A 23,003-nucleotide genomic window follows, 5' to 3' on the forward strand; every position below is an offset into this window, starting at 1 on the left:
GAGGCGATAGACGTTAATGAAACGACAAGAACACATTATTTTTCGAGAAGTTCAGCGCCCCCGACAAATTTGGATATGGGTTATCATTTTATTGATTGCAGCATTTATGTGGTTTAGCTTCATAACACAAGTCATCATTGGCGTTCCAATAGGTGATAAACCGGCTCCGGACATAATTATGTTGCTGTTTTGGCTTGCTTTCAGCATTGTATTTCCATTGTGTTTGCTCCGGTTCATGAAGCTGGTAACTGAGGTCCGGAGGGATGGACTTTATGTACGTTATGTGCCGTTCCATTTTCATTATAAGTCATTTTTATTTAAGGATATTGTTCGTTATAAGAACATTACATACCGTCCGCTTGGACGATTTGGAGGTTGGGGCATACGTTTTAATGCAGAAGGAGAAACTGCTTATACCATGAGTGGAAACCAAGGAATAGAATTACATTTACCAAATAGTACTGTGGTGGTGGGATCTCAAGATCCTGATGGGTTGATAAAAGCTCTGGATTCAGCGAAAAGGGACCTAATGAGATTGTAATAAAAGGGCGATTTACTTGAATAAGAGTTGATACCAAAATAGTAAAATAAATATACAGATATTATTTCTTAGGGGAGAGAAAGATGGAGATAAGACTGTTAAATCCGCCAGATGCTAAGAACTATCTTGATCTAAGATTAGAGGCCTTACAAAACAGTCCTAGGCATTTGCATCTAGTTATGAAGAGGAGAAAGATCAATCCGTAGAAAAATACAAAATCAGATTTCACTCTCAGGAATCCTTTACTTTTGGTGCTTTTGAAAATGAAAAACTTTTCGGTGTAGTTACGTTGGTTAAAGAAAAGAAGAGTAAATTAATACATAGAGCGAATATTTTCGCAATGTATGTTTCTCCTGAAAAGCGTGGTATTGGTGTTGGAAAGTATTTAATTCTAAAGGCAATTAAGAAGGCAAAAGAAAATGAAGAAATTGAGCAGATTTATTTAACAGTGGTATCAACTAATAGTAGAGCAAAAAGGCTTTATTCTTCTTTAGGGTTTAAGGTATTTGGAAAAGATAAGAAAGCATTAAAGTTAGAGCAAACCTATTTTGATGAAGAATTAATGGTTTTATTTCTTTAAAAGAGGTTGTTAGTTTCCTAGGACGTTTAGGTAGTTTTTCTTCGTTTAATCAATATTCTGCTTCGAGCGCTATAATTGAACAATCATAAAAAAGGAATCTTCATTTTGTTATTATCCCCTTATAGTGGACAGTAAAAAGAAAGGATTGTACTGTCTTCTATGGAGGGGATTTTTTCATGGGGAAAATTAGAACAACCTATACAAAAGAAATTAAACTAAAAGCTATTAATTTATACGAAAACGAAGATATGGGGATCAGATCAATTTCCAAAGAGTTAGGGATTGGATATACAATTGTCCAAAGATGGATAGCTCATTATAAAAGTGAGGGAATTCAAGGGTTAAACGAAAAGAGAGGAAAATCTCGAAACCCACTTAAAGGTAAAGCTAAAAAAGACCACGAGAGTGATACAGAAAAAATAAGTCGATTAGAAGCAGAGAATGCCTATTTAAAAAAGCTATTAGCTGCGAAAAGGGAGATGATTCCGGAAAAGAAAAATCGTTAAAATACAAAATAATTCATGAGCTTACGGATCAATTTACTATTATCACGTTGTGTAAGATAGCCGGTGTTTCAAAAAGTGGCTATTACAAATGGCTAAAACGCCAAGATAACCCAACAGATAAGGACTTGGAAGATCAATCCATCGTAACTAAGATTATTAAATGCCAACAAGATCCTGATATTAATTGGAGCTACGGTTACCCAAGAGTTCAAACTTGGCTTAAAAAGATGTATGGTTTGAAAGTTAATCATAAGAGAATTTATCGTTTAATGAAGGCGAATGGAATTCAAGCAAAGATACGAGTAAAGAAGTGGAAACACTTTGGACGAAAAGAAAAATATGTCGTTTCAGAGAACGATTTAAACAGAGAATTTTCAGCTTCACGCCCAAATGAAAAATGGGTAACTGATATAACATATCTACTATTTAATGGAAAGAAACTCTATTTATCTACGATACTAGACCTTTACAACAATGAGATTATTTCATATAAAATAAGTGAAAGAAATGATCTAAAGCTAGTAGCTGATACAGTAAAAAAAGCAATAAAAAAAAGAGATGTGAAAGGACTCCTATTACATAGCGATCAAGGATTCCAGTACACCTCAATAAGATATAACAAGCTATTAGAAAGATACAACATTAAGCAAAGCATGTCTAGAAAAGGAAATTGTTTAGATAACGCTTGTATGGAGAGTTTTTTTAGCCACTTTAAAGCTGAATGTTTTTACCGATACCAATTTGAGAGTTCGAATGAGGTTAAGGAAGCAGTAAGAAATTATATTAAGTTTTATAATAATAAACGTTTTCAAAAAAAATTAAATAACCTTAGCCCTACTGAATATAGAGCTAAGGCTGCCTAATAAGTGAACCTTTTATTAATTGTCTACTTGACGGGGATAAGACCATTTTGAAGATTCTTTTTTGTGCTGTTAATCTCTATTAAGTAAAATGACATCTTTTTGTTTAATACATGTAAATGCCAGACGCTTATACATAAGATATGACCTCTATATTACGTCTTAAGTCTTATAATCAAATTAGTCCAGGGGTGGTTAAAATAGCCCTTCATACATTTTAAAATTAGTGGAAGTGTAAACGTTAATTTACATTTCTAAAATAATTATATGGAGGAATCAAAGTGAAATGGCGTATAGACTTTCAATGAAAAAGAAGCAGATTTTAGTAAGCATTCACGTGCTTAGTTTAGTGGCTTGGCTGGGCGGAACAATATGCATGCTGTTACTAGGGTTCTATATGAAAGGTGCTGAAAATAGAGAACAACTTTATTACACATTGTCGAGTATGAATGTTATTGATGTTTCATTGCTTAAATACCCAGCACTTGTAACGTTATTAACTGGAATTCTATTATCAATTTGGACACAGTGGGGACTTATAAAACATTATTGGGTATTGGTAAAGTGGATTTTAACATTTGTTATCATTATTTTTTCTATTATCGTTACAAGTGAAGCATTCGCGTTTCTACTGGAAACTGTTGATAAAATTGGGTTTATTTCTTTACAAAATAAAGATTTTCAAATTGCATGGCTTCAGACGATCTGGGGAGCCAGTATTAATATTGTTGCTATGATATTCATGACATTTATCACGTACCTTAAGCCTTTTGGTAAAGTGAAAAACAAAAAGTGAAAGAAGGGTAAACGAAGCCCCTTGATAGAGGGCTTTTTGTACTTACTTCCGACAAGTCACAATACGCTAAATATTAATAAAAAGACTGTTATCTACATGATAACAGTTAAATAAACCATCTTTTTTGGACCGCAGTTTTGTTCGTTGCTGCACTCGTAATATATGTTTAATCTACAAAAAAGTTGATTAGATATAGTTGATTATAAAGGACATTAGCATCTATAAGTAGGGGATTAAGTTAGTATGTGAACTGTAATAAAAATATTGAAATAAACATTGATAAATTAAGCAATACAAGCGCTATTCTAAAATGAATTTTTTAAAGAATAGCATTATTATAGGAACCAAAAAAATTAACGCTGCCAGGGAGCGGATGATAAAAACAGATATGGATAACTTTCTAAAAAGTTCTGAAATATTTCCATTTTATCAACTCATACAAAATAAGTTGGTTACTAAATAGGTTATCCTATATACCTCATAAATTTGTAGAAACAAAAATGGTTAAAGGATCATACTAAAATGAAAATTTAATTGTGAGATTTAAGGTTGTTCGATTTTGGCTTGCCATAGGGATATAAACCTTGTCAATTACACATATTCGCAATAGTAGTCAGGAACGAATACTTTACAACCAGTTCGTGATCTGCTTTTTATGCTCTTCTCTATGGTGCCGAAAAAAGGTATTTAGTAATGAACGGTCATTTACTATTATGTAGGGATAGCAACAGATCAGCTATTAATAAGCCTTTTTTGTAAGCATAACATGTACTTCATTGGGGAGAATAATAAAAAACTCTATTCGGTTAAATAAGAGTTTATTATTCTCGGGGGCGGTTATGAAGAAGCAAAATATAAATGGACTTCAACTCTTTGATGTCCTAGTGGGATTCGAATTTGGAACCGCGATTATCCTGGGAATAGGATCAGGAGCCAAGCAGGATGCATGGTTGGCAATACTGATCAGTATGTTAAGCAGTCTGATTTTAATGGGCGTTTTTACACAATTATCACTTTATTATCCGAATGATACATTAGTTTCTATGCTGCCTAAAATCATTGGGAAATTCCTTTCTTATCCATTAATAATCCTGTATATTTCTCATTTTATCTATTCTGCGGCAAGAGCATGTCGTGATTTCGGAGATTTAATTACTTCTACAATGTTAGTTAAAACTCCAATAATCGTTGTAATCGTAAGTTTTATGTTATTAATTATCTATTGTCTTCGAGGCGGAGTTGAGGCATTTGGAAGAATGGGTGAAATGGTATTTCCCATATACATTATGTCTTTAATTATAATTTGGATTTTATTATTAAGTGTGGAAGATTTTAATCTAAAAAACCTTACCCCTATAATGGGAAATGGATTAAAGCCAATTATAAAAGAGGTATATCCCGGAATTATAAACTTTCCTTTTGGAGAAATGATTATCATTATGATGTTTTTTCCATTTTTAAATAGCAAAAAAATAATCAGGAAGGTGGGCATGACTATAATTTTAGTCAGTGGGCTAATACTTACAATTAATTCAATTTTGATTTTGTCTGTCATTGGTCCAGAAATATATGGTGAGAATTGGTTCCCTTTTTTTACAGCTACTCAGATGGTTTCGATTGCAGATTTCCTTGAACGCTTTGATGCATTGGTTATATTAATGATGGTATCAGGAGTATTTTTTAAAGTTGGGGGTTGGACTTTTGGTGCTGCTGTAGGAATTTCTCAATTAGTTAAGCTAAATCATACTAAATCAGTACTTCTTGGTTTGGGGACCATTATTCCCCCTTTATCACTATTAATTGCACCAAATTTTTCTGAACACTTAAAAATTGGATTGGACTATTTTGTTCCATATTTCCACGTTCCACTTCAAATAATTATCCCAATATTACTGCTTTGTATTGCTTTTATCCGTAAAAAGTTTAAGTTCTAATGTTTATGCTTACCCTGTGTTGCTGATTTTTCATTATATAGGAATAATTCTACTTATTTAAAAAGAATAACCTTGAATTTATACGAAGGAGTAGGAGCTATGGCATTAGTACCATTGCCATTTAGGCAACTAGCTAACATGAGAAGAGACTTTGATCGAATTTTTTCTAATTTCTTTTTACTATAGACCACATGAAAAAAGGCCAGCCAGTAAATTGGCTAACCTTATATTATGATCGGACCCGATTACCCACCTAAAACAGACGTCACAAATGATAGTACTAACAAAACAGCCATAAGTCCGCTAACTGCAAATGCGTATTTTCTTTGTTTTCCTTTTGCTTTTGGAACAAGGGAGCGATAATACAGTAAAGAACCAATAATAACGAGCATAAGCTCAAGAGTCATGCTGGCAATAGGAAATTTCCATAATCCCAGTCCAAGTAGTGGGAAATTTCCGTATGCTCCAGGAAGGATGCCCATATCTGCTCTATGCACAATTAAATCAAGAAGCCAGTGGCTGAAGACAACCGAGGAAATGACAATACCGCCTCGCTTTCCCCAAAAGCGCCAAGCTAGTAAACCAGCAATGAGCGATATGGCAAGTGTACTTATGAAAGCATGAGTGTAATGAGCATGAATGATCGCTTTACCATACCCGCCACCATCCAAATTTTCTAAGCCCTCAACACCAGCAATGTACAATGGAACAAATAGGATATCTAATAATTGAGTACTGAACATAAGTGCCCATAAAGGAACTCTGGTGTTTTCGCTTTAACTGCAGCTGCAACACCAAAATGACCTGCAAACATATTAGTTCATCTCCTTTTCAACATCTGCACGAATTCTGCTGTCTACTACACCGCAAACTACTGTAAAAAGAAGAACAAATACGATAAAACTCATTTTTTTATCACTCCATTATTTAGGATGATTGATTAATTTGAGATTTCATTTTATGAATTCCAGCAATAAAAGTATCGATAATCAAGTTAATGCTGATATCAATATCGAGTGGGATGCCAAAGGCATTCTTTTGTTCAAGAGAAGCGAAGCCATGTAAAATGCTGCGAAGCCCTCTAGATGCATGAATGGATTCCTCATCTCCAAGTTCATAAGCATGTAACACACGAACAACGAGGTCTACGATTTTTGTACTAATACTATTAAATTCAGTGTTATTTACATCAGCATTTGCCCAAAGTGTTGCTTCATATAAACCAGGATGAGCACGTGCAAAACTTATATAAGCTTGACTGATTGCGTGAACAGCCTCATCTTTTGATCGTCCAATTGCTGCTTGTGACATCCTTTCGTATAATTCCTCTAATCCATAATGAGCTAATGCTTTTTGCAAACCCTGCAATCCTTCTACATGATTGTATAAAGAAGGGGGACGAATCTTTAATTTTTTCGCTAGTGTCGCTAAGGTTAAGGAGTCAACTCCTTCAGTGTCAACAATTTCTGATGCTGCGGATAAAATAGTGTTTAAATCGAGTCCGGCTCTAGGTGACATAGTCAATCCTCCATTTTGTTCATGTAATAGTTTTCTCAAGTTTAAGAATGGCGCATTCAATTGTACTCGCAGGCTGCTTAATCATTTTTCCATGTCCAACGGCGAGAAGAGACGGCTTTTGATTTTTTAACTTCTTTGCGCTTTTTAGTGCTTCTTTCTTATTCCAAGTCGCCATGGCTGGGAAAGGAAATAAAACCTGTACATGCCCTGAAACAGCCATTCCACCTCGTGTTTGAAAAGCATCTCCAGCAATGAGTGCGTTCGTTCTTTCATCTACAAATGACATTGAGCCGGGTGTGTGGCCTGGTGTACTAATTGCTCTCAGCGAGCCAATTCGGTCCCCATCCAGAAGTAACACATCTGGTTGGGTTTTTACCATTTCAGGCTTAGGAACACCACCTTTTATTGGTGTTTTGTTTTCATTTACATCTAAAGAGCGATCCCCTCTTAACAAGCGTTCGTCTCTTTTGGATATATAAACCATTGCATCAGGAAGTATTTCCTTCAGTTTATCCAGGGAGCCGATATGATCCCCGTGTGCATGAGTCAAAATAATCCGTGTAAGAGGTTTTCCAATCTTTTGAGCTGTCTCTATTATGCCTTTATAGCTATTCGGCAGTGCAGTATCAACTAATGTAAGTTCATCCTTTTCTTCAATCATGTAGCAATTAACTGGAAAAAGTGCCGGGTAAAAAGTTAATTGGTAAATAAAAACTTCTTTACTAACCTTCATTTTTAACCACCCTCTTTTAAACTAATAACGTTAGTTTAATTTTAACTAATACCATTAGTTTTTACAAGCGCTTTTTTATTTTTTCAAAACATGTTTGAAAAAGTCATGAAAATTAAACTTAGTTTCTTTGGCCGAAATCAGGAAATGATCAAGCTGATATAAAAACACACAATCAATTATTCCTTGCTTAATAAGCTACAGCATTCGCTTTAATTCTTAGGTCTTTTCATATCTTTATCATTTTTTCCTCAATTTCACTACAAACCATCCTTTGAAACCAAGCAGGTTTTTAAACGGTCCGTTTGAGCTTGAACAGAAGGAGGGGCGGCTGTGGGTAATAATAGTAAAAAATGATATAAAGATATAATTACCCCATGCAATTCTTATTAAATAAAGACATAAACGATAATTTTAGGAAATAGGCAAAATAAAATACTATCCTTTAGAATATGTCTTATTTTTAAGAAAATGATTCTTGATCCATTTTATAATAAGAAGGAAGGGGATATATACATAAACAAAAACAGTTCCTACATTTGCTGTAAGATTGATGAGATGATCAACACTTTTAAATTCTTTTAAGCTTATGGAAACAATAGCTATTGCAATAAGTAAGAGTTTTAAAGTCACTTTTGGAGGCATTGAAAAAGCTCTTTTTACGATTCTTGTACATGCCCACAAAGAAATACAGATAGGGGATATCACCACTAACAACCAAATAAATATGAACGCGTATTCAAATCTTTCCACGAAGGAGAATTTAACAATTTTTACCATAATTAGAGTGGCCCAAGGCAACTGCTGTAATACTTCTTGATTGAAGTATAAGAAGGAAATTAACGTTACAATTAGATACACAATGATTGTATATATATTCCCCAGATATGCCCATTTAGAAATTTTTTTAGAATTTGATTCCTTAATGAAAGGGTAGTACATCAGTATCCACTCGAAACCAAGAAAAAGCAGGGAAAAAGCCTTAGAAGATAAAAATAGCTCACCAAGAGAATGGCTGAAAGCCGGGAGTAAATAAATATAATTGATATGCTTCATTGGGAAATAAATTAAGATAAATAGAAAAGAAGGTAAAACAACTCCCCAGAAACTAAAGCCGGTTAAAGTACGGAAGCCACTTGATATTAGGTAATAAAATGTAAGTCCGAATACGAAACAAAGTTGCCAAGTTTTTATGGTTGGATACACCCATATTTGGATGACTTCAATATAGGCGCGAAAAACCGACAAGGAAGCTAACCAGAAATAGACCATTGCAAAGACAGACAACATGTTACCCATCAATTTTCCAAAACAATAGTGATGAACAGCTACTAAATCGTTGTTTTCCTCATCTAATAACTTAAAAATAAGAAAGAGTATGATATGGGTTGTAACACCAGTTATTAATAAAGAAATCCAAGCATCCTGTTCAGCACCTTTAATCACTTGATTTTGAAAATTTAGGATACCAACACCGGTTTGCGAAGAGTGAATGAGAAAAAATGTGAAAAAAGCCGAAACCTGAAATTGTTTTTCTACTTTTACGGCCACTATTTTCCAACCCCAGTTTGTCTAACGACAATTTTGGTATTTACATCAAACGTCATATTAGGATAGATCCTTTCGTAAAAACGCTGCTCAGACCAATTTTTGTGATTGATTTTATATATTCTTCCTAAACCTAAAGGATCTACACCATTTGTTTGAAAATCCTTAAGAAGTAGTTCAGTGTCGTTTGAAATTGATTTCTGTAAGGAATTTTTAAAAAGTTTTAGATCCTTTTTCTTTTCCAAGTTGATCCATTTGGGCAAAGTATCAAGTTTTACATCTAATTCTAGACTCACATTGACTTGTTCCCGGAGATTATTCTTGATGACTTTTACCTTATGTTTTCCATCAATCGTTCTGACCCCAATATTACCTTCGTGTCCATTCATGTTGAGGTTAAAACTGTATACGCCCCGTTTGTTTCTGTCTGTCATTAATTTTAATAAAAATGTTTCTTTATCTGAAATCTTAAGTATTAATTTATCATCTTTAAAAATCCCCATTCCATCGACTTTAATATTTCCTTTAGAATCTACTATAAGATTTGGAAAGGACATATCAATTCCACTGCCAAAATACTGATCAAACATTACATGGATGTCTGATTCAGGTATTCCTTCATTTTCAATACTTTTATCAATCAAATTCATTAGGAATAACGGACTCTCATTCAGGGATTTACTTAATATTTGATCTGGTGATCCATCTGTAATGACCATTCTTGTCATGCCAATCTTTGGATCTTTACAAATGGTGTCCAATACTTCTGCTAAACCGTTTCTACTTAGATTATCTCCAAATATCATTAACCTTACTTGACCTATTTCAAATGGAAATTCAGACTTATGCCCAAGTTCTTCATGCAGACTAGATGGATTTTTAGCAACAGCTGTCATTAAAGTAGATTTATTCCTTTCGGTATATTTTGGATAAACAACACTTGCTTTTAACATCTCTCCATCTTCATCATAGCCTACATTATGCATCAAAGAGACTTCATTGATAATATTGTTAGGTACACATCCAGCCAGGATTAGAGAGATAACAACAAAACCAATAGTAACAAAAGACTTATTCGTCATTAATATCCTCCTTCTTTTTGTTTCTCTCTATAGGGGAATATTTCATTTTATCTTTAGGTCTCAAAAAATCTGGCCTTTTATTTAATATATTATAAGGTGGCCTTATAATACTATCTGTTAAATTATTGAAACGAAACGGATACAAAGGAACCATGTAAGGTGTGTCAAACGATTTTAGTTTAAACAAATGACATAGTAACACTGTAAAACCTATTATAATACCTAACCCGCCAAGTAATGATGACATAATGATAAAGGGAAATCTTAAGATTCTAATTGTGTTGGACATAACCATAGTTGGTGTAGTGAAAGAAGCTAAGGCTGATAAAGAGACAATAATTAATAAAATATTACTTGTCAGTCCTGCCATTACTGCTGCCTGCCCAATGACAATACCTCCAACAATTCCCAATGTTTGTCCCACCTTAGTAGGCAAACGAGCTCCTGCCTCTCTTAATAATTCAATTGTCATTTCTAAAAAAAGAACTTCCAATAACGGCGGAAATGGAACATTTGCTCTGGACTCTATTAGCGGACCAAGTAAATCCGCGGGTATCATCTCATAATGAAACGTCACAACCGCAACATAAATAGATGAGGAAAAGATTGAAAAAATGATCGCAAATATTCGTGTTAAACGCAAGAAAGACCCAATAACCCAGTTATAATAATACTCTTCAGATGAAAGTAAAAAATCGGCTATTGTAGAAGGCCCGGATATTGCGTATGGTGAACCATCACTAAATATAACTACTTGGCCCATAGAAAGTGTATAAGAAATTTTATCTACCCTCTCTGTAGTCAAGTAAAGCGGAAAAGGAGTGTGAGAGTTTTCTCTAATTATTTGGTCTATAACAGTAGTATCCCAAATAATATCAAAATCTATTTCAGAAAGTCTTTTTCTGACTGTTTCGATATGTTCTTCATTTGAAATACCATCTAAATAAACAATGATAACTCTTGTTTTTGACAGTGTGCCTAGCACGATCTCTTCAGTCGTTAATAAAGGTGATTTTAACTTAGATCGAAGTAACAGAATATTAGTATCAAGACTCTCAACAAACCCTATTTTTGGCCCTATAACATTAAATTCATTCTCAGTTTCGTTAGATTCTCTAATCCCTTTAGATAAATTGCCTACATTTACTAAAAGACATTCTTTAGTGGTAATTTCAAATTTAATGAGTACATATCCTTGATGAATTTTCGATTCAATTTCTTCTGGATCCTGTGTTTTAAAGACATCTTCAAGAGGAAGGTTGTTTTTAAATTGATGAATATCAAAAGATTTGTCTTTCTTTTTTTCATATTCATTAAGATATGGAAGAAATACACGTTCCATCGTCTTGTGATCAATAAGAGTAGTGAAGTAAAAAATAACGATCTGGAATCCTGAAATATTCTTTTTAATCTCTTTAAAATCAGCTGATTTTTTAGCTCTCTTCACTATTTCTGCAAGCGTTTGATTTTTTGTAGGGTTCTGATTATTTTTTTTCTTAAACATAAACAATTGTACTCCTTATTATGCAGTCAATAATTAGTATCTTTACTATCAAAAATTGTATTCACCTTTTCATTTTTATTATGGCTGAATGACAAACGAATTAATGGCAAACGTAAAGTAAGAAAAATCTCGAAAAAGACATCGTGGTTTTATTCGAGATTTAAATTTATTATTTAATCATTTAAAGATTAACCTAGTTTATTACAAAATTTTTTATTTGAGCAGTGTCTAATCCTTATTTAAGTCATGCTAGAGATTTAGAGAAAGTAATCTCTCATTTCTAACATTCAATGTTGATTAAACATGAAGGCTGGCTAGGGGGCGAACAGTTTAGCTGAAGGGATCGAGTCCCACGGGTGCATAATTGAGAATGGGTGATAGTTATCAGTAAACAATTGATAGAACGTTTCCTTGATCTAAGAAAAAACTTCTCTAGTTCCTCCTAAATAAGGAATATCACGAGAGGTTTGTTTTATATGCTGCTCTTTGAAAAATAGTTCCGAGTATCTTCACGTATTTGTTTGGATAAGACACGATCAAGCTCTTCATTTAACCAAGCAATTGTTTTACTTCGTAAAAAATCACGCATTTTTTTTTCTGCAAAGAGCATAACTAAATTGATGGTACAAGAGGAGGGGACTGTACAACAGTTTTCTCTATACAAATAACCATTATCTTTTATATTTTTACATTGAAAAATAGGCTTAGGATCTTCTACTGCTTCAACTACATCCCAAAAGGAAATTTCATCTGGGGACTTAGATAACCTATATCCTCCCTTTACACCAGGGACAGAACTTACAATTCCAGCCTTTAGATAATTTACCGAAAACTTATGAAAGAAAAGTCTCAGAAAGCCCTTGAAATTCTGCCAAATCCTTTATTCCAATACTTTCATTAGATGGAACATCAATTAAATAAACCAGGCAATGTAAAGCATATTCAACGCCGACACTATATTGCATATATAAACTCACCTATTTTTACTTTAAAGGTTTTCAAATTGGTATCTTAGGAGTTAGTCAAATAAATACCAAACCTTATTTGGAAAATTTTATTCATTTGACAAAAGTAATCATAACCTTTATATTATAGACATAGTTAATCGCCGATTAACTTGATCTTCAATTGTGATTTCCCAAATTTCATGTTAAAGGAGAAATGCAAATGAATAAAACACTTGTCATCAACGCACATCCAAAAATAGATGATTCTTCTTCAGCTAGCTTGCAAGTTTTTAACTGCTTTTTGAAAGCTTATAAAGAATTAATTCCTGATAGTGAAGCAATTGAACAGATTAACTTGTACAGTGATGAAGTGCCTATGGTAGATAAAACAGTTTTAAGTGCCTGGGAAAAACAACGAAAAGAACAGGAGCTAACGAGGGAAGAAAAAAAAGTGAACGATCGTATGTCAGAGATCTTACAACAATTTAAACGTGCAAATACGTATGTCATCGTTTTACCTTTGCATAATTTTAATATTCCATCAAAGTTAAAAGATTATATGGACAATATTATGATTGCACGTGAAACTTTTAAATACACTGAAAATGGGTCAGTGGGACTGCTTAACGACGGCCGAAGAATGCTTGTCATACAAGCAAGTGGCTCAATCTATACAAATAATGATTGGTATACAGAAGTTGAATACTCTCATAAATACCTAAAGTCAATGTTTAATTTCCTTGGGATTGAAGATTATCAAATCATTAGGGCACAAGGAACTGCAATACTAGAACCAAATGAAGTTTTACAAAAAGCATTCAAAGAAGCTGAAGAAGCTGCTTCCAGATTAGCAGCTCAAGAAAAAATACTTTTTTAAGGAGGTAATGAAATTGGAACAACGAATTGATTATTACAATTTAGCACCAGAAGCAATGAAAATAATGATGGAAATGGAGAAATATACGAAAACGACAGGTATAGATCGTAAACTTCGTGAGCTCATAAAAATTAGGGCTTCTCAAATAAATGGTTGTGCATTTTGTCTTAATATGCATTCAGCAGATGCTAGAAAAATAGGAGAAACAGAGCAGCGTTTATATTGTATTAGTGCTTGGAGAGAGTGCACATTTTACACAGATGCAGAAAAAGCCGCACTTGAGTTGACAGAGTACGTGACTTTAATTCCGACTAAAGGTGTGCCAGATGAGCTTTATCAACGAGTACGTGAACATTATGACGAGAAACAATATATTGACCTTGTTCTAATCATTAATCAAATCAACAGTTGGAATCGAATTTCTATTTCAATGGGGAATATAGCAACTGAAAAATAATAAATCTCAATAAACATCTAATCATAATCGTTACAGATTATAGACAAACGGCATCCAAATGAACCAGTTTGGATGTTGTAAGTTCATTTCGTCTGATGACTTTTACTTGACACTTACCTATTAGTAAGTTAATAATATTGAAGACAATGAGAATTTAGGAGGTGATAATAGAAGTTAAGATGTTCATTAAGGTACAGCTAAACTAAAATTATCAAATTTTTTAACAGTTAGATCGATTTCTTTGAAATTAGAACTTACCTACTAGTTAGTTAGTTTCGTGAATTTAATTATTATTAAAAAATCATTAAATGATAAATAATAAAACGTATTGATATTGATCGCAAATAAGGTGATTAAATGTATGATTATGTAAAAATATCAATAATTTTGCTTCTTGGTATAACATTATCCGCGTGTATGAATTTTTCATTACCTGAAGGTATCTCTTCCAAGGGAGAACAAGTGGGACAGGATCATAATCAATCTGAACAAAAAAACAATATAGAACAAAACGAAGAACAAAACGAAGAACAAAACATTGAACAAATGGATAAAGACTTCTTATTAGAATCACACTATTTTAATGTTGTGAAAGAGGCAAATGGTAATAAAATGATCGAAAATCCAACCAATATCCTTGCAATGGTAAATAAAGAGTACAGCTTGCCGGAATCATATGAGCCAGCGGACTTAGTTGTTCCTAATGTTGAGTTTTCTTTTAGTGACACAGATATACCTAAGCGATATTTGCGTGAAGAGGCAGCAAAGGCTTTAGAGGAATTGCTTGCTCTTGCTGAACAAGATGGGGCTGAATTGCTTGCTGTATCAGGATTTAGGTCGTATTCAAGGCAGCAGGATCTTTTTAATATTGAAAAAGAAAAGAAAGGTGAAGAAAAGGCACTGCAGGCTGTGGCTTTACCAGGGAAAAGTGAGCATCAAACCGGCTTGGCAATGGATGTAACAAGCAGAAGTGTTAACCTTGAAATAACCAAGGAATTCGGTGAAACGAAAGAGGGAAAATGGGTGAAGGAAAATGCTCACAAAGCAGGCTTTATTATCCGTTATCCTAAAGGGAAAGAACCAATCACCGGTTATCAATATGAGCCATGGCATTTACGTTATGTTGGAAAGGAAAAGGCATCTGTCATGTATGAGAATGATCTTACGTTAGAAGAATATTTCCAAATGGTGAAAAAGATTTAATATGGCGATGATCATCTGCAAAAGGATTTGAATTTCTTTTCAGCGGATTTAATTTCAACAGAATGGCTAGAGTATTAATTAATTATTATGAAAAGGGGCGTTCCAAAAATGATGAAAATGGAAAAGAAATTGTACACGACAACTGTAAACGTTCAAGGCGGAAGAGACGGCAAAGCGGTTTCCAGCGACGGCAATCTTAATGTTGACTTGAGATATCCCACGGAATTAGGCGGTAACGGAGCTGGAACAAATCCAGAACAACTTTTCGCAGCTGGTTTTGCCGCATGCTTCGAAGGTGCAATGGGTACGATTCTTAGAAAAAGAAAGATTAAAGCAGAAGGAATATCAATTGCTTCTCATGTTACGCTTGGTAAGGATGAGGAAGATGGCTATTTGCTTGCAATGACTATGGATATCACTATTCAAGGCGTAGAAACCAGTGTGGCTGAGGAAATCGTAGCGGAAGCTCATAAGGTTTGCCCTTATGCGAAAGCAACTCGCGGCAATATCGAAGTAGTAACGAATGTTGTTGGTTAATTAAGGGACAAAGAGTATAAAATAATCCATTACAATAAGGGGAGTTCCAAAAATGATGAAAATGGAAAAGAAATTGTACACGACAACTGTAAACGTTCAAGGCGGAAGAGACGGCAAAGCGGTTTCCAGCGACGGCAATCTTAATGTGGATTTGAGATATCCCACGGAATTAGGCGGTAACGGAGCTGGAACAAATCCAGAACAACTTTTCGCAGCAGGATTTGCCGCATGCTTCGAAGGTGCGATGGGTACGATTCTTAGAAAAAGGAAGATTAAAGCAGAAGGTATATCAATTGCTTCTCATGTTACGCTTGGTAAAGATGAGGAAGATGGCTATTTGCTAGCAATGACTATGGATATCACTATTCAAGGCGTAGAAACCAGCGTGGCTGAGGAAATCGTAGCGGAAGCCCATAAGGTTTGCCCTTATGCGAAAGCAACCCGCGGCAATATCGAAGTATTAACGAACGTTGTTGGTTAATTAAACGGACAAAGAGTATAAAATAATTCATTACAAAAAGGGGCGTTCCAAAAATGATGAAAATGGAAAAGAAATTGTACACGGCAACTGTAAACGTTCAAGGCGGAAGAGACGGCAAAGCGGTTTCCAGCGACGGCAATCTTAATGTGGACTTGAGATATCCCACGGAATTAGGCGGTAACGGAGCTGGAACAAATCCAGAACAACTTTTCGCAGCTGGTTTTGCCGCATGCTTCGAAGGTGCAATGGGTACGATTCTTAGAAAAAGAAAGATTAAAGCAGAAGGTATATCAATTGCTTCTCATGTTACGCTTGGTAAGGATGAGGAAGATGGCTATTTGCTTGCAATGACTATGGATATCACTATTCAAGGCGTAGAAACCAGCGTGGCTGAGGAAATCGTAGCGGAAGCTCATAAGGTTTGCCCTTATGCGAAAGCAACCCGCGGCAATATCGAAGTAGTAACGAATGTTGTTGGGTAAATAGTATAGTGGATATCGTCAGCAGCTTGCCAAAAAGATGATATTAAAACAAAGATAGCTCTGATTATACGGGGAGGATTAAGTCCCTTAGAACTTGATGACACGATTGTGATTAATGGCATACTTGACGGGGATGCATAGGCTGTTCACTTCAGCCTTGCAATTCCGGCGAGATCGCCAGCACAGTCGTGTTTGTTATGAGATATAATCAATTTAGTGGCTGATTGAAGATCAAGCAAAAGGATAACAATTATGAGAGATATTTTGTGTAAATTAAGACTTAGAGCTTTTCACCTTGACACTTACCTATTAGTAAGTTAATATAAGAACATGGAAAATAGAAAAAAACAAATTGTAGACTTAGCAATAAAGCTGATCCAACAAAAAGGATATGTAGCATTCAGCTATGATGACATCTCAAAACAACTTGGCGTGACTAAGGCTAGTATTCACTATCACTTTGAGAAAAAGGAGGATTTAGGAATTGCAGTTACTGAACGTCTTTCAAACAGCCTGCAAAACTCTTTGGAGTTAATTAAAAATTCGTCAGTTTCAGCTGAAGAGAAACTTAAGCAGTTTATTCAGCGACAATCTGAAAGGTTCGAGTGTAATGAAATTTGTCCAATCTCTTCGTTGCAGACGGATTTTGAATCTTTGCCACTTTCCGTACAAGAAAAGATTGAGGAAGTAAGCAGACTGGAACTCTCGATCATCAAAGAAATTATGACTGAGGCACAAACTGAAAAAAATATAAATGGTTCTGAAGACGTTCAAATGTTAGCAATATCGATATTATCAAGCATTAAGGGAGCATTATTATACAGACGTGTTCTAGGTGACGATGTATTAGTCCAAGTACTAAACCAGTTAAACCGTTTCTTAAGAAATCCGTAAGAACGGTTTTTTTTTAAGGATTGCAACTTACCTTCTAGTAAGTAAGGTTATTTTTATCAATCACATTCTAAAAAAATTTAGCAACTAATCACTTATATATAAAGTTTTATTGAGAATAAATAATAGAAAGGTGGGGGTTTTATAATGAAAAGAATGCTATTGGTTTCTCTTTTGATGTCGAGTGGGGCAACCTTTATTACTCCGTTATTTCCTTTATATAGTGAGACCTACCAACTGAATAGTTTGCAAATCACGATCTTGTTTTCCATATATGCTGCTTTTCTATTGCCGACTTTGCTTGTCACTGGATCGAAAGGCAGCACTTGGGGATTAAAAAAGGTTATTCGCAGCAGCATTTGGATCTCCATCATATCTACCTTGCTATTCCTGGGAAGCATAGATGACTGGATGCTCTATGTCGCCAGGTTATTGGAAGGCATCGCTTACGGAGCCTTTACAGGAACAGCTGTTGCTTATCTAATGAAGCAAACTCCCCAAAAAAAAGCGGGCATAGCACTCAAGTTATCTGGAGTCACGATCCTCGTTGGTTTTGGTCTGGGACCAGCTTTTGCAGGTTTAATCTTGCAATATTTACAGCTCCAGCCACTTCGACTGCCATTTGGGATTCTGCTCGTCCTGCTCATCATTTCGCTCATCATACTGGAAACGATTCCAAATGATGTTGTTTCCCTTGATCAAAAACGTGCAAAAACCAAGATAACACTTGGTGTACCTAGCAATATTCGTTCTCATTTTTGGTCAATGGTCGGTTTGCCTATCTTTACTGTTTTCACAATACAAGGAATAGCGTTTTCCCTTATTCCTGCTTTCGTGAAAAATGTCATTCACACGTCTAACCTCTCCGTTTCTGGATTGATTATTTTCGTGCTTCTCAGCGGAGCGGCTTTGGCTCAGTTCATACCTTGGCCGAATCATCCAGTTACACGTATCCGATTTGGCATCATGCTTCTTGTGATCGGGTCATGGGTTATTGTTTCTTCGGGTTTAACATCAAGTTTGCCATTACTCTGGACAGGCATTTTCATCCAGGCTATTGGTGGAGGATGGACGTTTCAAACTTCGTTGCGATTTGCAGGTCAGTTACCGGAACCTAAAGCGCGGCCACAAGTTATTTCGGCTTTTTATCTGTGCGCGTACTCTGGATTTATCGTTCCGGTTATTGGGGTCGGAGCACTTACTCAATTTTTCAATTTGAACACTTCGCTGATCGTACTAAATTTGTTTGCGGCACTCATTGTTGTATATGTGTTGATGTATTCTGTCAAATTTAAACGCGATTTTTCGGGAAGTGCGTGATTCGTTGCTTCTAAAAACGAATGGAAGATTCCTTCAGAATAACGATATGCTCCATCTTACGGCATAACAAATCCATCATATATGGAAGAAATGGACGTTAAGCTGTTTGGCATTATCATTATTAGTTGATAATGCCAAAACATTCCTCCCAAATAATATAAAGTATAAATACCATTTTCTTTGGTAAACTTAGAAAAGAAAATAAATTGTGGAGGGGCCTTCCAGATGAATGTAAACGAATTAGGCTTTCTTTGGTATTTAAAATCAAGTTCAAATTTGTTCAACTTCTTTTTGGAATATCTAGTTGAGACGGCTGAAGATCGTGATTTAAAAAATATATTAAATGAGATTAAAACACTTGCTACATTTCAAGAACAAGAGGCTAAACAATTATTGTCTGAGAATGGCTATCATGATACACCGTTTTTCAGTGACAATGATCTATATTGCTCCTCTGCAAAGTTATTTTCTGATCAATTAATTATAGAGATTCTTAAGCATATATCTAGTAATGGATTGCGCGTCCTTTCTTATCAGTATGTAGACTTAACGGACTCAAAAGTTAGGAATTTTTATAAAGAAATTCTTGTTAAGATAACTGAAATTGATCAATCTCTTTTAATTTTGCTAGATAATAAAGGTTTATTACAAAATAGGCCATTTTCTTACAAAGAAGCTGAAGGTAGTGAGGGCAAATTTTTTAAAGTTGCATCCACCCAGCAAAGGCCGCTTAATGCTGTTGAATTAGCAAGCATGTTTGGTTCATTTCAATGTAATAATGTTGGCATAGCCCTATGTACTGCTTTTTCTGAGGTTGCAAAGGATGAAGACACGAAGAGGTTTTTGCAAGATGGGACTAAGTTGGCTTTCAGACAAGCTGCTGCTTTATCGGACATATATAGAGAAAACGGAGTTCCAACAACAACCGGATTAGAGGCTCATGTAAATAAAGTGAGTAATTCTCCATTTTCAGATAAACTAATGGCTAACTTAGTTATGTTCCTGAATGCTATAGGGGTCGGTAATTTACAAACTGCTGTTGTATCTAGTTATAAAAAAAGCCACGTGAAAAAACTAAAGGAACTAATCGAACAGGTTGAAAGCTATTCGGAGGAAGGGTTTAAGTTATTAGTAAGGAAAGACTGGTTTAATGAGCCACCGGTTACTAATTGGTCAAATGATTAGTTACTATTAGAGCAGAAGCAGAAGCAGAAGCAGGAGCAGGAGCAGGATAAAGGGGAACCTGCATAGTGAAACATGATCAAACAAATTGTGTTAGACCAATTAGAATTAAAGAACAGCCTAACCTTGTGATCTAAAATGGGGAAAGGTAGGTCCACGCAGTCACCTACATACTATTCAATGGATTTTTATTATATTATTAGGCGTATGGAAGAGTACCTATTGAGGAAAATTACTAATCATATTTATATTCCATTGCTTCATAATTGCTTTGATTATTCTCTTCCTTTTATTGTTTATCCTGAATTGGCTTTTTTACTTATCAAAACTTTCAACAAATGTTAAACAGAACGTTCGTTCGCATAATTTATTGTTAAAGGATAATAATAAATATTTTTTGTATAAATAAATCCCAATTTCTCATTTTTGTTATTGAGAAATTGGGATTTTTAATATGGATATAATATGTTTAAAGATGTAAGTCCGTATTTTTTTGATGTTACCTTTTAATTTTGGACTTACTTATTAGAAAATATTTTGTTGTGGTGTTTCCGTTTGAGAAGCTGAACGTTAAATAGCCAAACTTTTGACTACTGGATTCTTCTATTTGGCATACCCTCTGATAATAGACACTAAGTTAATTAGATTTGTATAGGTATACATATAAAAGAGTAGCTAAGTAGGATTCCCCCTCATAACTATACACCAAAAAAGTTTTTACTATTGTATATGATAGCAATGCGACTTTTAACCGCTTACAAAATTATTCATAAGTCTGATGATTATATTTTACTTACAAATTATACTTTATTTGTAAAAAAATGGATCTTTTTTCACCCAATATATTATGAGATATCTTTATAAAAAAATATGGTCAGGCATTGGTATATCTTTTCTTAGTTTTGAAGGAGTGCCTTTTTTAGGACCAACAAGTAAGCGCTAATACCGTGGACATATTTCCCACACTGAGAAGGGCATACATGAAGGGATAATAACAAAAAAGGTGCTTATAAACGAATTGTTTCTGTTCACCTAAATTGAATGAAAACACCATGCGGTATTATAATCTACTCAAATCCTGACATGAAAGATAGTGATGGAGACGGATTAACCGATGGGCAAGAAATGGGGCCATTCAAAACATTCACGATAACTATTTTTGGAATTACTATTCTTTTTGAAGGTTTCTTTCCAACTAGTTTTCCTGATGAAAAAGATAGTGATGGAGATGGAATTTTTGATAATGAGGATTCGAGACCGTTGTACGCTGATCTATCCAATTTAACCATTTTTCAATCAGACAGACCAGAAGGCTATGATGAAAATGGAAATGTAGCGAATGATATGACAACAAATGATTATACTGGAGATGAAATGACTGACATTAGCTGGATGTTCAATTTCCAACTACTTGAATCTTATTTCCCAGGTATTCTCTTTGATGAATTCGAGACAATGTCAACAAGCTTATTTTCTACGGGAGAAATGGAAGATGTTGTCTTAAATATGATTGATCATTTTGAGGATGGAACTGGTACAGAGTATAGCAACCAGACTTTAACTAAAAAAGCGAGTGAGCATGAGACAACAAAAGACTATGTTGAATTTGTCAAGAATGCTTTAGTTGATGAGCTAAAGAAAAATGGAGGTAATTTGGCAGCTCTTCAGTTTGATAAAAATACAAAGGAAACGAATGAATTTTATCAATATATACAGGATAATGCTTCTTACCCGACGTTTAGCACTTGGGATGATAGAATAGGCGGACTTACAATTACAGTAAATGATACATGGGGAAATACGATATCCGTAAAAGATTTTTCAGTAGAGAATAATCACTTTAAAGGTGTCATGCATGTTCGTTTATATGATCATTTTGGGCTAGATCAGCCAGATGTGGAGAAGGTGTATGTCAACTTAGCAGGATTTCGTTCTTGGTTTGTCTTACAGCATTATGATGAATATGATGGGAAATATAAGCCCTTTGTTACTATAATGGAAATGGATATACCTTTTGAGGGGGACTTGAGTGAATAAAGTGTATTTAAAAATTCTAGTTTTGATTATTGGTATATGCTTCATTCCATTATACTTAATCGGATGTACAACGAATGGGGAATCAAACGGGGAAACAAAGATTTTCGAAATTGCCAATACAGAACAGGTCATTGGTAAAAAGGATGAAGAAGTGGTGACTCTTAGAAAGCATTATATGATTCTGAATCCACCAAAAGATTTAATAGATGTGAAAGAATTAGTTGAAAAATACATTAGGGATCATCCAATTGAAGATGAAATGAAAGAAATAGAAGGAAAAAACAGGAATTTTTATATGTCCTTCTATAGGGAAAGTGACGATTTGCCAAGAGACTGGCAGCCTGATGAAAGTTACATGAATACAGATCGGATGGAACATCATAAGTATGATCTCATTGCATCAATTATTTGGTCAGATGCTGAACCACAAAAAGAATACAATGTTTATGATAAAAGTAAGGAAGGAAAGGTCATGAAGAGGATGCAGTTTATTGAGGATCAGCTTGTTGAGTGATAAACTAAAATGTAAAACAGATATGCAGCAGGTTTCATTCTATATCATGAAGGCCGACTGATCAATTAAATTGTAACCTTATCAATATAATTACAAGAAATTCGGAATTTAGTTGAATGATTTTCGAATGTTAAAATCAAAATAAATAGGGATTTGTTGCTAAAACACCAACCACCGGTACTTTTTACGTTATATAGGACGTACAATAACACGAGAATATGGGATAATATTAGCCGTTTTCTACTTCGGTGGAAAACGCTTTTTTTCTTTATTAATACGTTTATTAGCAGTTAACTAATTAGCTCTATTCGTATGCAGGATAAATAACATTATAAATGCAAGACATATTAACGTATTAGGCGGAAGAACAAAAGGGGTAAACTGTGCCATCAATTACATGTGTTTAAATCATACCTACCTAAAAATAGGCATATTAAATCTCCATTTTAACTCAAACTGTTAAAATCCATTTCATT

The 23,003-nt window shown here is 34.5% G+C and carries 22 protein-coding genes and 2 pseudogenes; 17 read left to right on the forward strand and 7 right to left on the reverse strand.

The features are described from left to right. Positions 1-16: 16 nt before the first annotated feature. The 6 genes from WQ54_RS21775 (at position 17) to WQ54_RS21800 (ending at position 5,217) form a co-directional block, all read left to right on the forward strand. Complete coding sequence (locus WQ54_RS21775; protein WP_046587207.1) at positions 17-541, forward strand: DUF6141 family protein; 525 nt, start codon at positions 17-19, stop codon at positions 539-541. A 217-nt stretch (positions 542-758) separates the two neighbouring features. Next, on the forward strand, positions 759-1,121 hold the full coding sequence (locus WQ54_RS21780; protein ID WP_331435161.1) for a GNAT family N-acetyltransferase: 363 nt from the start codon (positions 759-761) through the stop codon (positions 1,119-1,121). Positions 1,122-1,297: 176 nt separating this feature from the next. After that, a complete protein-coding gene (locus WQ54_RS21785) occupies positions 1,298-1,627 on the forward strand; it encodes a helix-turn-helix domain-containing protein (protein WP_046512178.1) in 330 nt (109 codons plus the stop codon). Beyond that, the gene (locus WQ54_RS21790; RefSeq protein ID WP_231597615.1) at positions 1,582-2,490 is read left to right on the forward strand and encodes an IS3 family transposase; all 909 of its coding nucleotides are present in this window, start codon (positions 1,582-1,584) and stop codon (positions 2,488-2,490) included. Before WQ54_RS21785 ends, WQ54_RS21790 begins: the two co-directional genes overlap by 46 nt. 283 nt (positions 2,491-2,773) lie before the next feature. After that, positions 2,774-3,283, forward strand: coding sequence for a hypothetical protein (locus tag WQ54_RS21795; protein WP_046587211.1), 510 nt, complete (start codon positions 2,774-2,776; stop codon positions 3,281-3,283). An 839-nt stretch (positions 3,284-4,122) separates the two neighbouring features. Next, on the forward strand, positions 4,123-5,217 hold the full coding sequence (locus tag WQ54_RS21800) for an endospore germination permease (protein WP_046587213.1): 1,095 nt from the start codon (positions 4,123-4,125) through the stop codon (positions 5,215-5,217). Positions 5,218-5,462: 245 nt separating this feature from the next. Here the strand turns inward: WQ54_RS21800 and WQ54_RS21805 are convergent. From WQ54_RS21805 to WQ54_RS21835, 7 genes and pseudogenes are all read right to left on the reverse strand, one after another. After that, positions 5,463-6,031, reverse strand: a pseudogene (locus tag WQ54_RS21805) (permease). Between the two features lie 113 nt (positions 6,032-6,144). Continuing rightward, complete coding sequence (locus WQ54_RS21810) at positions 6,145-6,735, reverse strand: TetR/AcrR family transcriptional regulator (protein ID WP_046587214.1); 591 nt, start codon at positions 6,733-6,735, stop codon at positions 6,145-6,147. A 19-nt stretch (positions 6,736-6,754) separates the two neighbouring features. After that, the gene (locus WQ54_RS21815; protein WP_046587216.1) at positions 6,755-7,468 is read right to left on the reverse strand and encodes an MBL fold metallo-hydrolase; all 714 of its coding nucleotides are present in this window, start codon (positions 7,466-7,468) and stop codon (positions 6,755-6,757) included. A 435-nt stretch (positions 7,469-7,903) separates the two neighbouring features. Next, positions 7,904-9,016, reverse strand: coding sequence for a GerAB/ArcD/ProY family transporter (locus WQ54_RS21820; protein WP_046587218.1), 1,113 nt, complete (start codon positions 9,014-9,016; stop codon positions 7,904-7,906). Beyond that, entirely contained in the window at positions 9,016-10,095 is a 1,080-nt protein-coding gene (locus WQ54_RS21825) for a Ger(x)C family spore germination protein (protein WP_046587220.1), read from the reverse strand. Before WQ54_RS21825 ends, WQ54_RS21820 begins: the two co-directional genes overlap by 1 nt. Next, a complete protein-coding gene (locus WQ54_RS21830; protein ID WP_046587222.1) occupies positions 10,085-11,599 on the reverse strand; it encodes a spore germination protein in 1,515 nt (504 codons plus the stop codon). Before WQ54_RS21830 ends, WQ54_RS21825 begins: the two co-directional genes overlap by 11 nt. Before the next feature lie 472 nt (positions 11,600-12,071). Further along, a pseudogene (locus WQ54_RS21835) lies at positions 12,072-12,564 on the reverse strand (Rrf2 family transcriptional regulator). Between the two features lie 202 nt (positions 12,565-12,766). Between WQ54_RS21835 and WQ54_RS21840 the strand changes: the two are divergent. From WQ54_RS21840 to WQ54_RS21890, 11 genes are all read left to right on the forward strand, one after another. Next, positions 12,767-13,423, forward strand: a complete 657-nt coding sequence (locus WQ54_RS21840) for an FMN-dependent NADH-azoreductase (RefSeq protein WP_046587224.1) — start codon at positions 12,767-12,769, stop codon at positions 13,421-13,423. Between the two features lie 13 nt (positions 13,424-13,436). Next, positions 13,437-13,880 carry a carboxymuconolactone decarboxylase family protein gene (locus WQ54_RS21845; RefSeq protein WP_046587227.1) on the forward strand — a complete coding sequence of 148 codons (444 nt, stop codon included), beginning with the start codon at positions 13,437-13,439 and terminating at the stop codon, positions 13,878-13,880. A gap of 357 nt (positions 13,881-14,237) precedes the next feature. Further along, positions 14,238-15,083 carry a D-alanyl-D-alanine carboxypeptidase family protein gene (locus WQ54_RS21850; RefSeq protein ID WP_046587229.1) on the forward strand — a complete coding sequence of 282 codons (846 nt, stop codon included), beginning with the start codon at positions 14,238-14,240 and terminating at the stop codon, positions 15,081-15,083. A gap of 108 nt (positions 15,084-15,191) precedes the next feature. Beyond that, a complete protein-coding gene (locus WQ54_RS21855) occupies positions 15,192-15,620 on the forward strand; it encodes an organic hydroperoxide resistance protein (RefSeq protein ID WP_046587231.1) in 429 nt (142 codons plus the stop codon). A gap of 52 nt (positions 15,621-15,672) precedes the next feature. Beyond that, positions 15,673-16,101: an organic hydroperoxide resistance protein gene (locus tag WQ54_RS21860; RefSeq protein ID WP_046587233.1), complete on the forward strand. Its 429-nt coding sequence runs from the start codon at positions 15,673-15,675 to the stop codon at positions 16,099-16,101. A 53-nt stretch (positions 16,102-16,154) separates the two neighbouring features. After that, positions 16,155-16,583 carry an organic hydroperoxide resistance protein gene (locus WQ54_RS21865; RefSeq protein WP_046587235.1) on the forward strand — a complete coding sequence of 143 codons (429 nt, stop codon included), beginning with the start codon at positions 16,155-16,157 and terminating at the stop codon, positions 16,581-16,583. Between the two features lie 330 nt (positions 16,584-16,913). Further along, the gene (locus tag WQ54_RS21870) at positions 16,914-17,477 is read left to right on the forward strand and encodes a TetR/AcrR family transcriptional regulator (protein WP_046587237.1); all 564 of its coding nucleotides are present in this window, start codon (positions 16,914-16,916) and stop codon (positions 17,475-17,477) included. 144 nt (positions 17,478-17,621) lie between these two features. Further along, positions 17,622-18,794, forward strand: coding sequence for an MFS transporter (locus tag WQ54_RS21875; protein ID WP_046587239.1), 1,173 nt, complete (start codon positions 17,622-17,624; stop codon positions 18,792-18,794). 225 nt (positions 18,795-19,019) lie between these two features. Further along, a complete protein-coding gene (locus WQ54_RS21880) occupies positions 19,020-19,979 on the forward strand; it encodes a DUF3231 family protein (RefSeq protein ID WP_046587241.1) in 960 nt (319 codons plus the stop codon). A gap of 1,080 nt (positions 19,980-21,059) precedes the next feature. After that, entirely contained in the window at positions 21,060-22,013 is a 954-nt protein-coding gene (locus WQ54_RS21885) for a DUF3289 family protein (protein ID WP_197089640.1), read from the forward strand. Beyond that, positions 22,006-22,527: a hypothetical protein gene (locus WQ54_RS21890; RefSeq protein ID WP_046587245.1), complete on the forward strand. Its 522-nt coding sequence runs from the start codon at positions 22,006-22,008 to the stop codon at positions 22,525-22,527. Before WQ54_RS21885 ends, WQ54_RS21890 begins: the two co-directional genes overlap by 8 nt. Positions 22,528-23,003: the final 476 nt, after the last annotated feature.

This window comes from Bacillus sp. SA1-12 (assembly GCF_000981385.1).
In the GTDB taxonomy this organism is placed as follows: domain Bacteria; phylum Bacillota; class Bacilli; order Bacillales; family Bacillaceae; genus Metabacillus.

Excerpts from the sequence above, each read along its gene's own strand:
- WQ54_RS21775 (WP_046587207.1), top strand. The coding sequence starts at position 17 with ATGAAACGACAAGAACACATTATTTTTCGAGAAGTTCAGCGCCCCCGA.
- WQ54_RS21785 (WP_046512178.1), top strand. The coding sequence starts at position 1,298 with ATGGGGAAAATTAGAACAACCTATACAAAAGAAATTAAACTAAAAGCT.
- WQ54_RS21795 (WP_046587211.1), top strand. The coding sequence starts at position 2,774 with ATGGCGTATAGACTTTCAATGAAAAAGAAGCAGATTTTAGTAAGCATT.
- WQ54_RS21800 (WP_046587213.1), top strand. The coding sequence starts at position 4,123 with ATGAAGAAGCAAAATATAAATGGACTTCAACTCTTTGATGTCCTAGTG.
- WQ54_RS21810 (WP_046587214.1), bottom strand. The coding sequence starts at position 6,735 with ATGTCACCTAGAGCCGGACTCGATTTAAACACTATTTTATCCGCAGCA.
- WQ54_RS21815 (WP_046587216.1), bottom strand. The coding sequence starts at position 7,468 with ATGAAGGTTAGTAAAGAAGTTTTTATTTACCAATTAACTTTTTACCCG.
- WQ54_RS21825 (WP_046587220.1), bottom strand. The coding sequence starts at position 10,095 with ATGACGAATAAGTCTTTTGTTACTATTGGTTTTGTTGTTATCTCTCTA.
- WQ54_RS21830 (WP_046587222.1), bottom strand. The coding sequence starts at position 11,599 with ATGTTTAAGAAAAAAAATAATCAGAACCCTACAAAAAATCAAACGCTT.
- WQ54_RS21840 (WP_046587224.1), top strand. The coding sequence starts at position 12,767 with ATGAATAAAACACTTGTCATCAACGCACATCCAAAAATAGATGATTCT.
- WQ54_RS21850 (WP_046587229.1), top strand. The coding sequence starts at position 14,238 with ATGTATGATTATGTAAAAATATCAATAATTTTGCTTCTTGGTATAACA.
- WQ54_RS21855 (WP_046587231.1), top strand. The coding sequence starts at position 15,192 with ATGATGAAAATGGAAAAGAAATTGTACACGACAACTGTAAACGTTCAA.
- WQ54_RS21860 (WP_046587233.1), top strand. The coding sequence starts at position 15,673 with ATGATGAAAATGGAAAAGAAATTGTACACGACAACTGTAAACGTTCAA.
- WQ54_RS21865 (WP_046587235.1), top strand. The coding sequence starts at position 16,155 with ATGATGAAAATGGAAAAGAAATTGTACACGGCAACTGTAAACGTTCAA.
- WQ54_RS21870 (WP_046587237.1), top strand. The coding sequence starts at position 16,914 with ATGGAAAATAGAAAAAAACAAATTGTAGACTTAGCAATAAAGCTGATC.
- WQ54_RS21875 (WP_046587239.1), top strand. The coding sequence starts at position 17,622 with ATGAAAAGAATGCTATTGGTTTCTCTTTTGATGTCGAGTGGGGCAACC.
- WQ54_RS21880 (WP_046587241.1), top strand. The coding sequence starts at position 19,020 with ATGAATGTAAACGAATTAGGCTTTCTTTGGTATTTAAAATCAAGTTCA.
- WQ54_RS21885 (WP_197089640.1), top strand. The coding sequence starts at position 21,060 with ATGAAAGATAGTGATGGAGACGGATTAACCGATGGGCAAGAAATGGGG.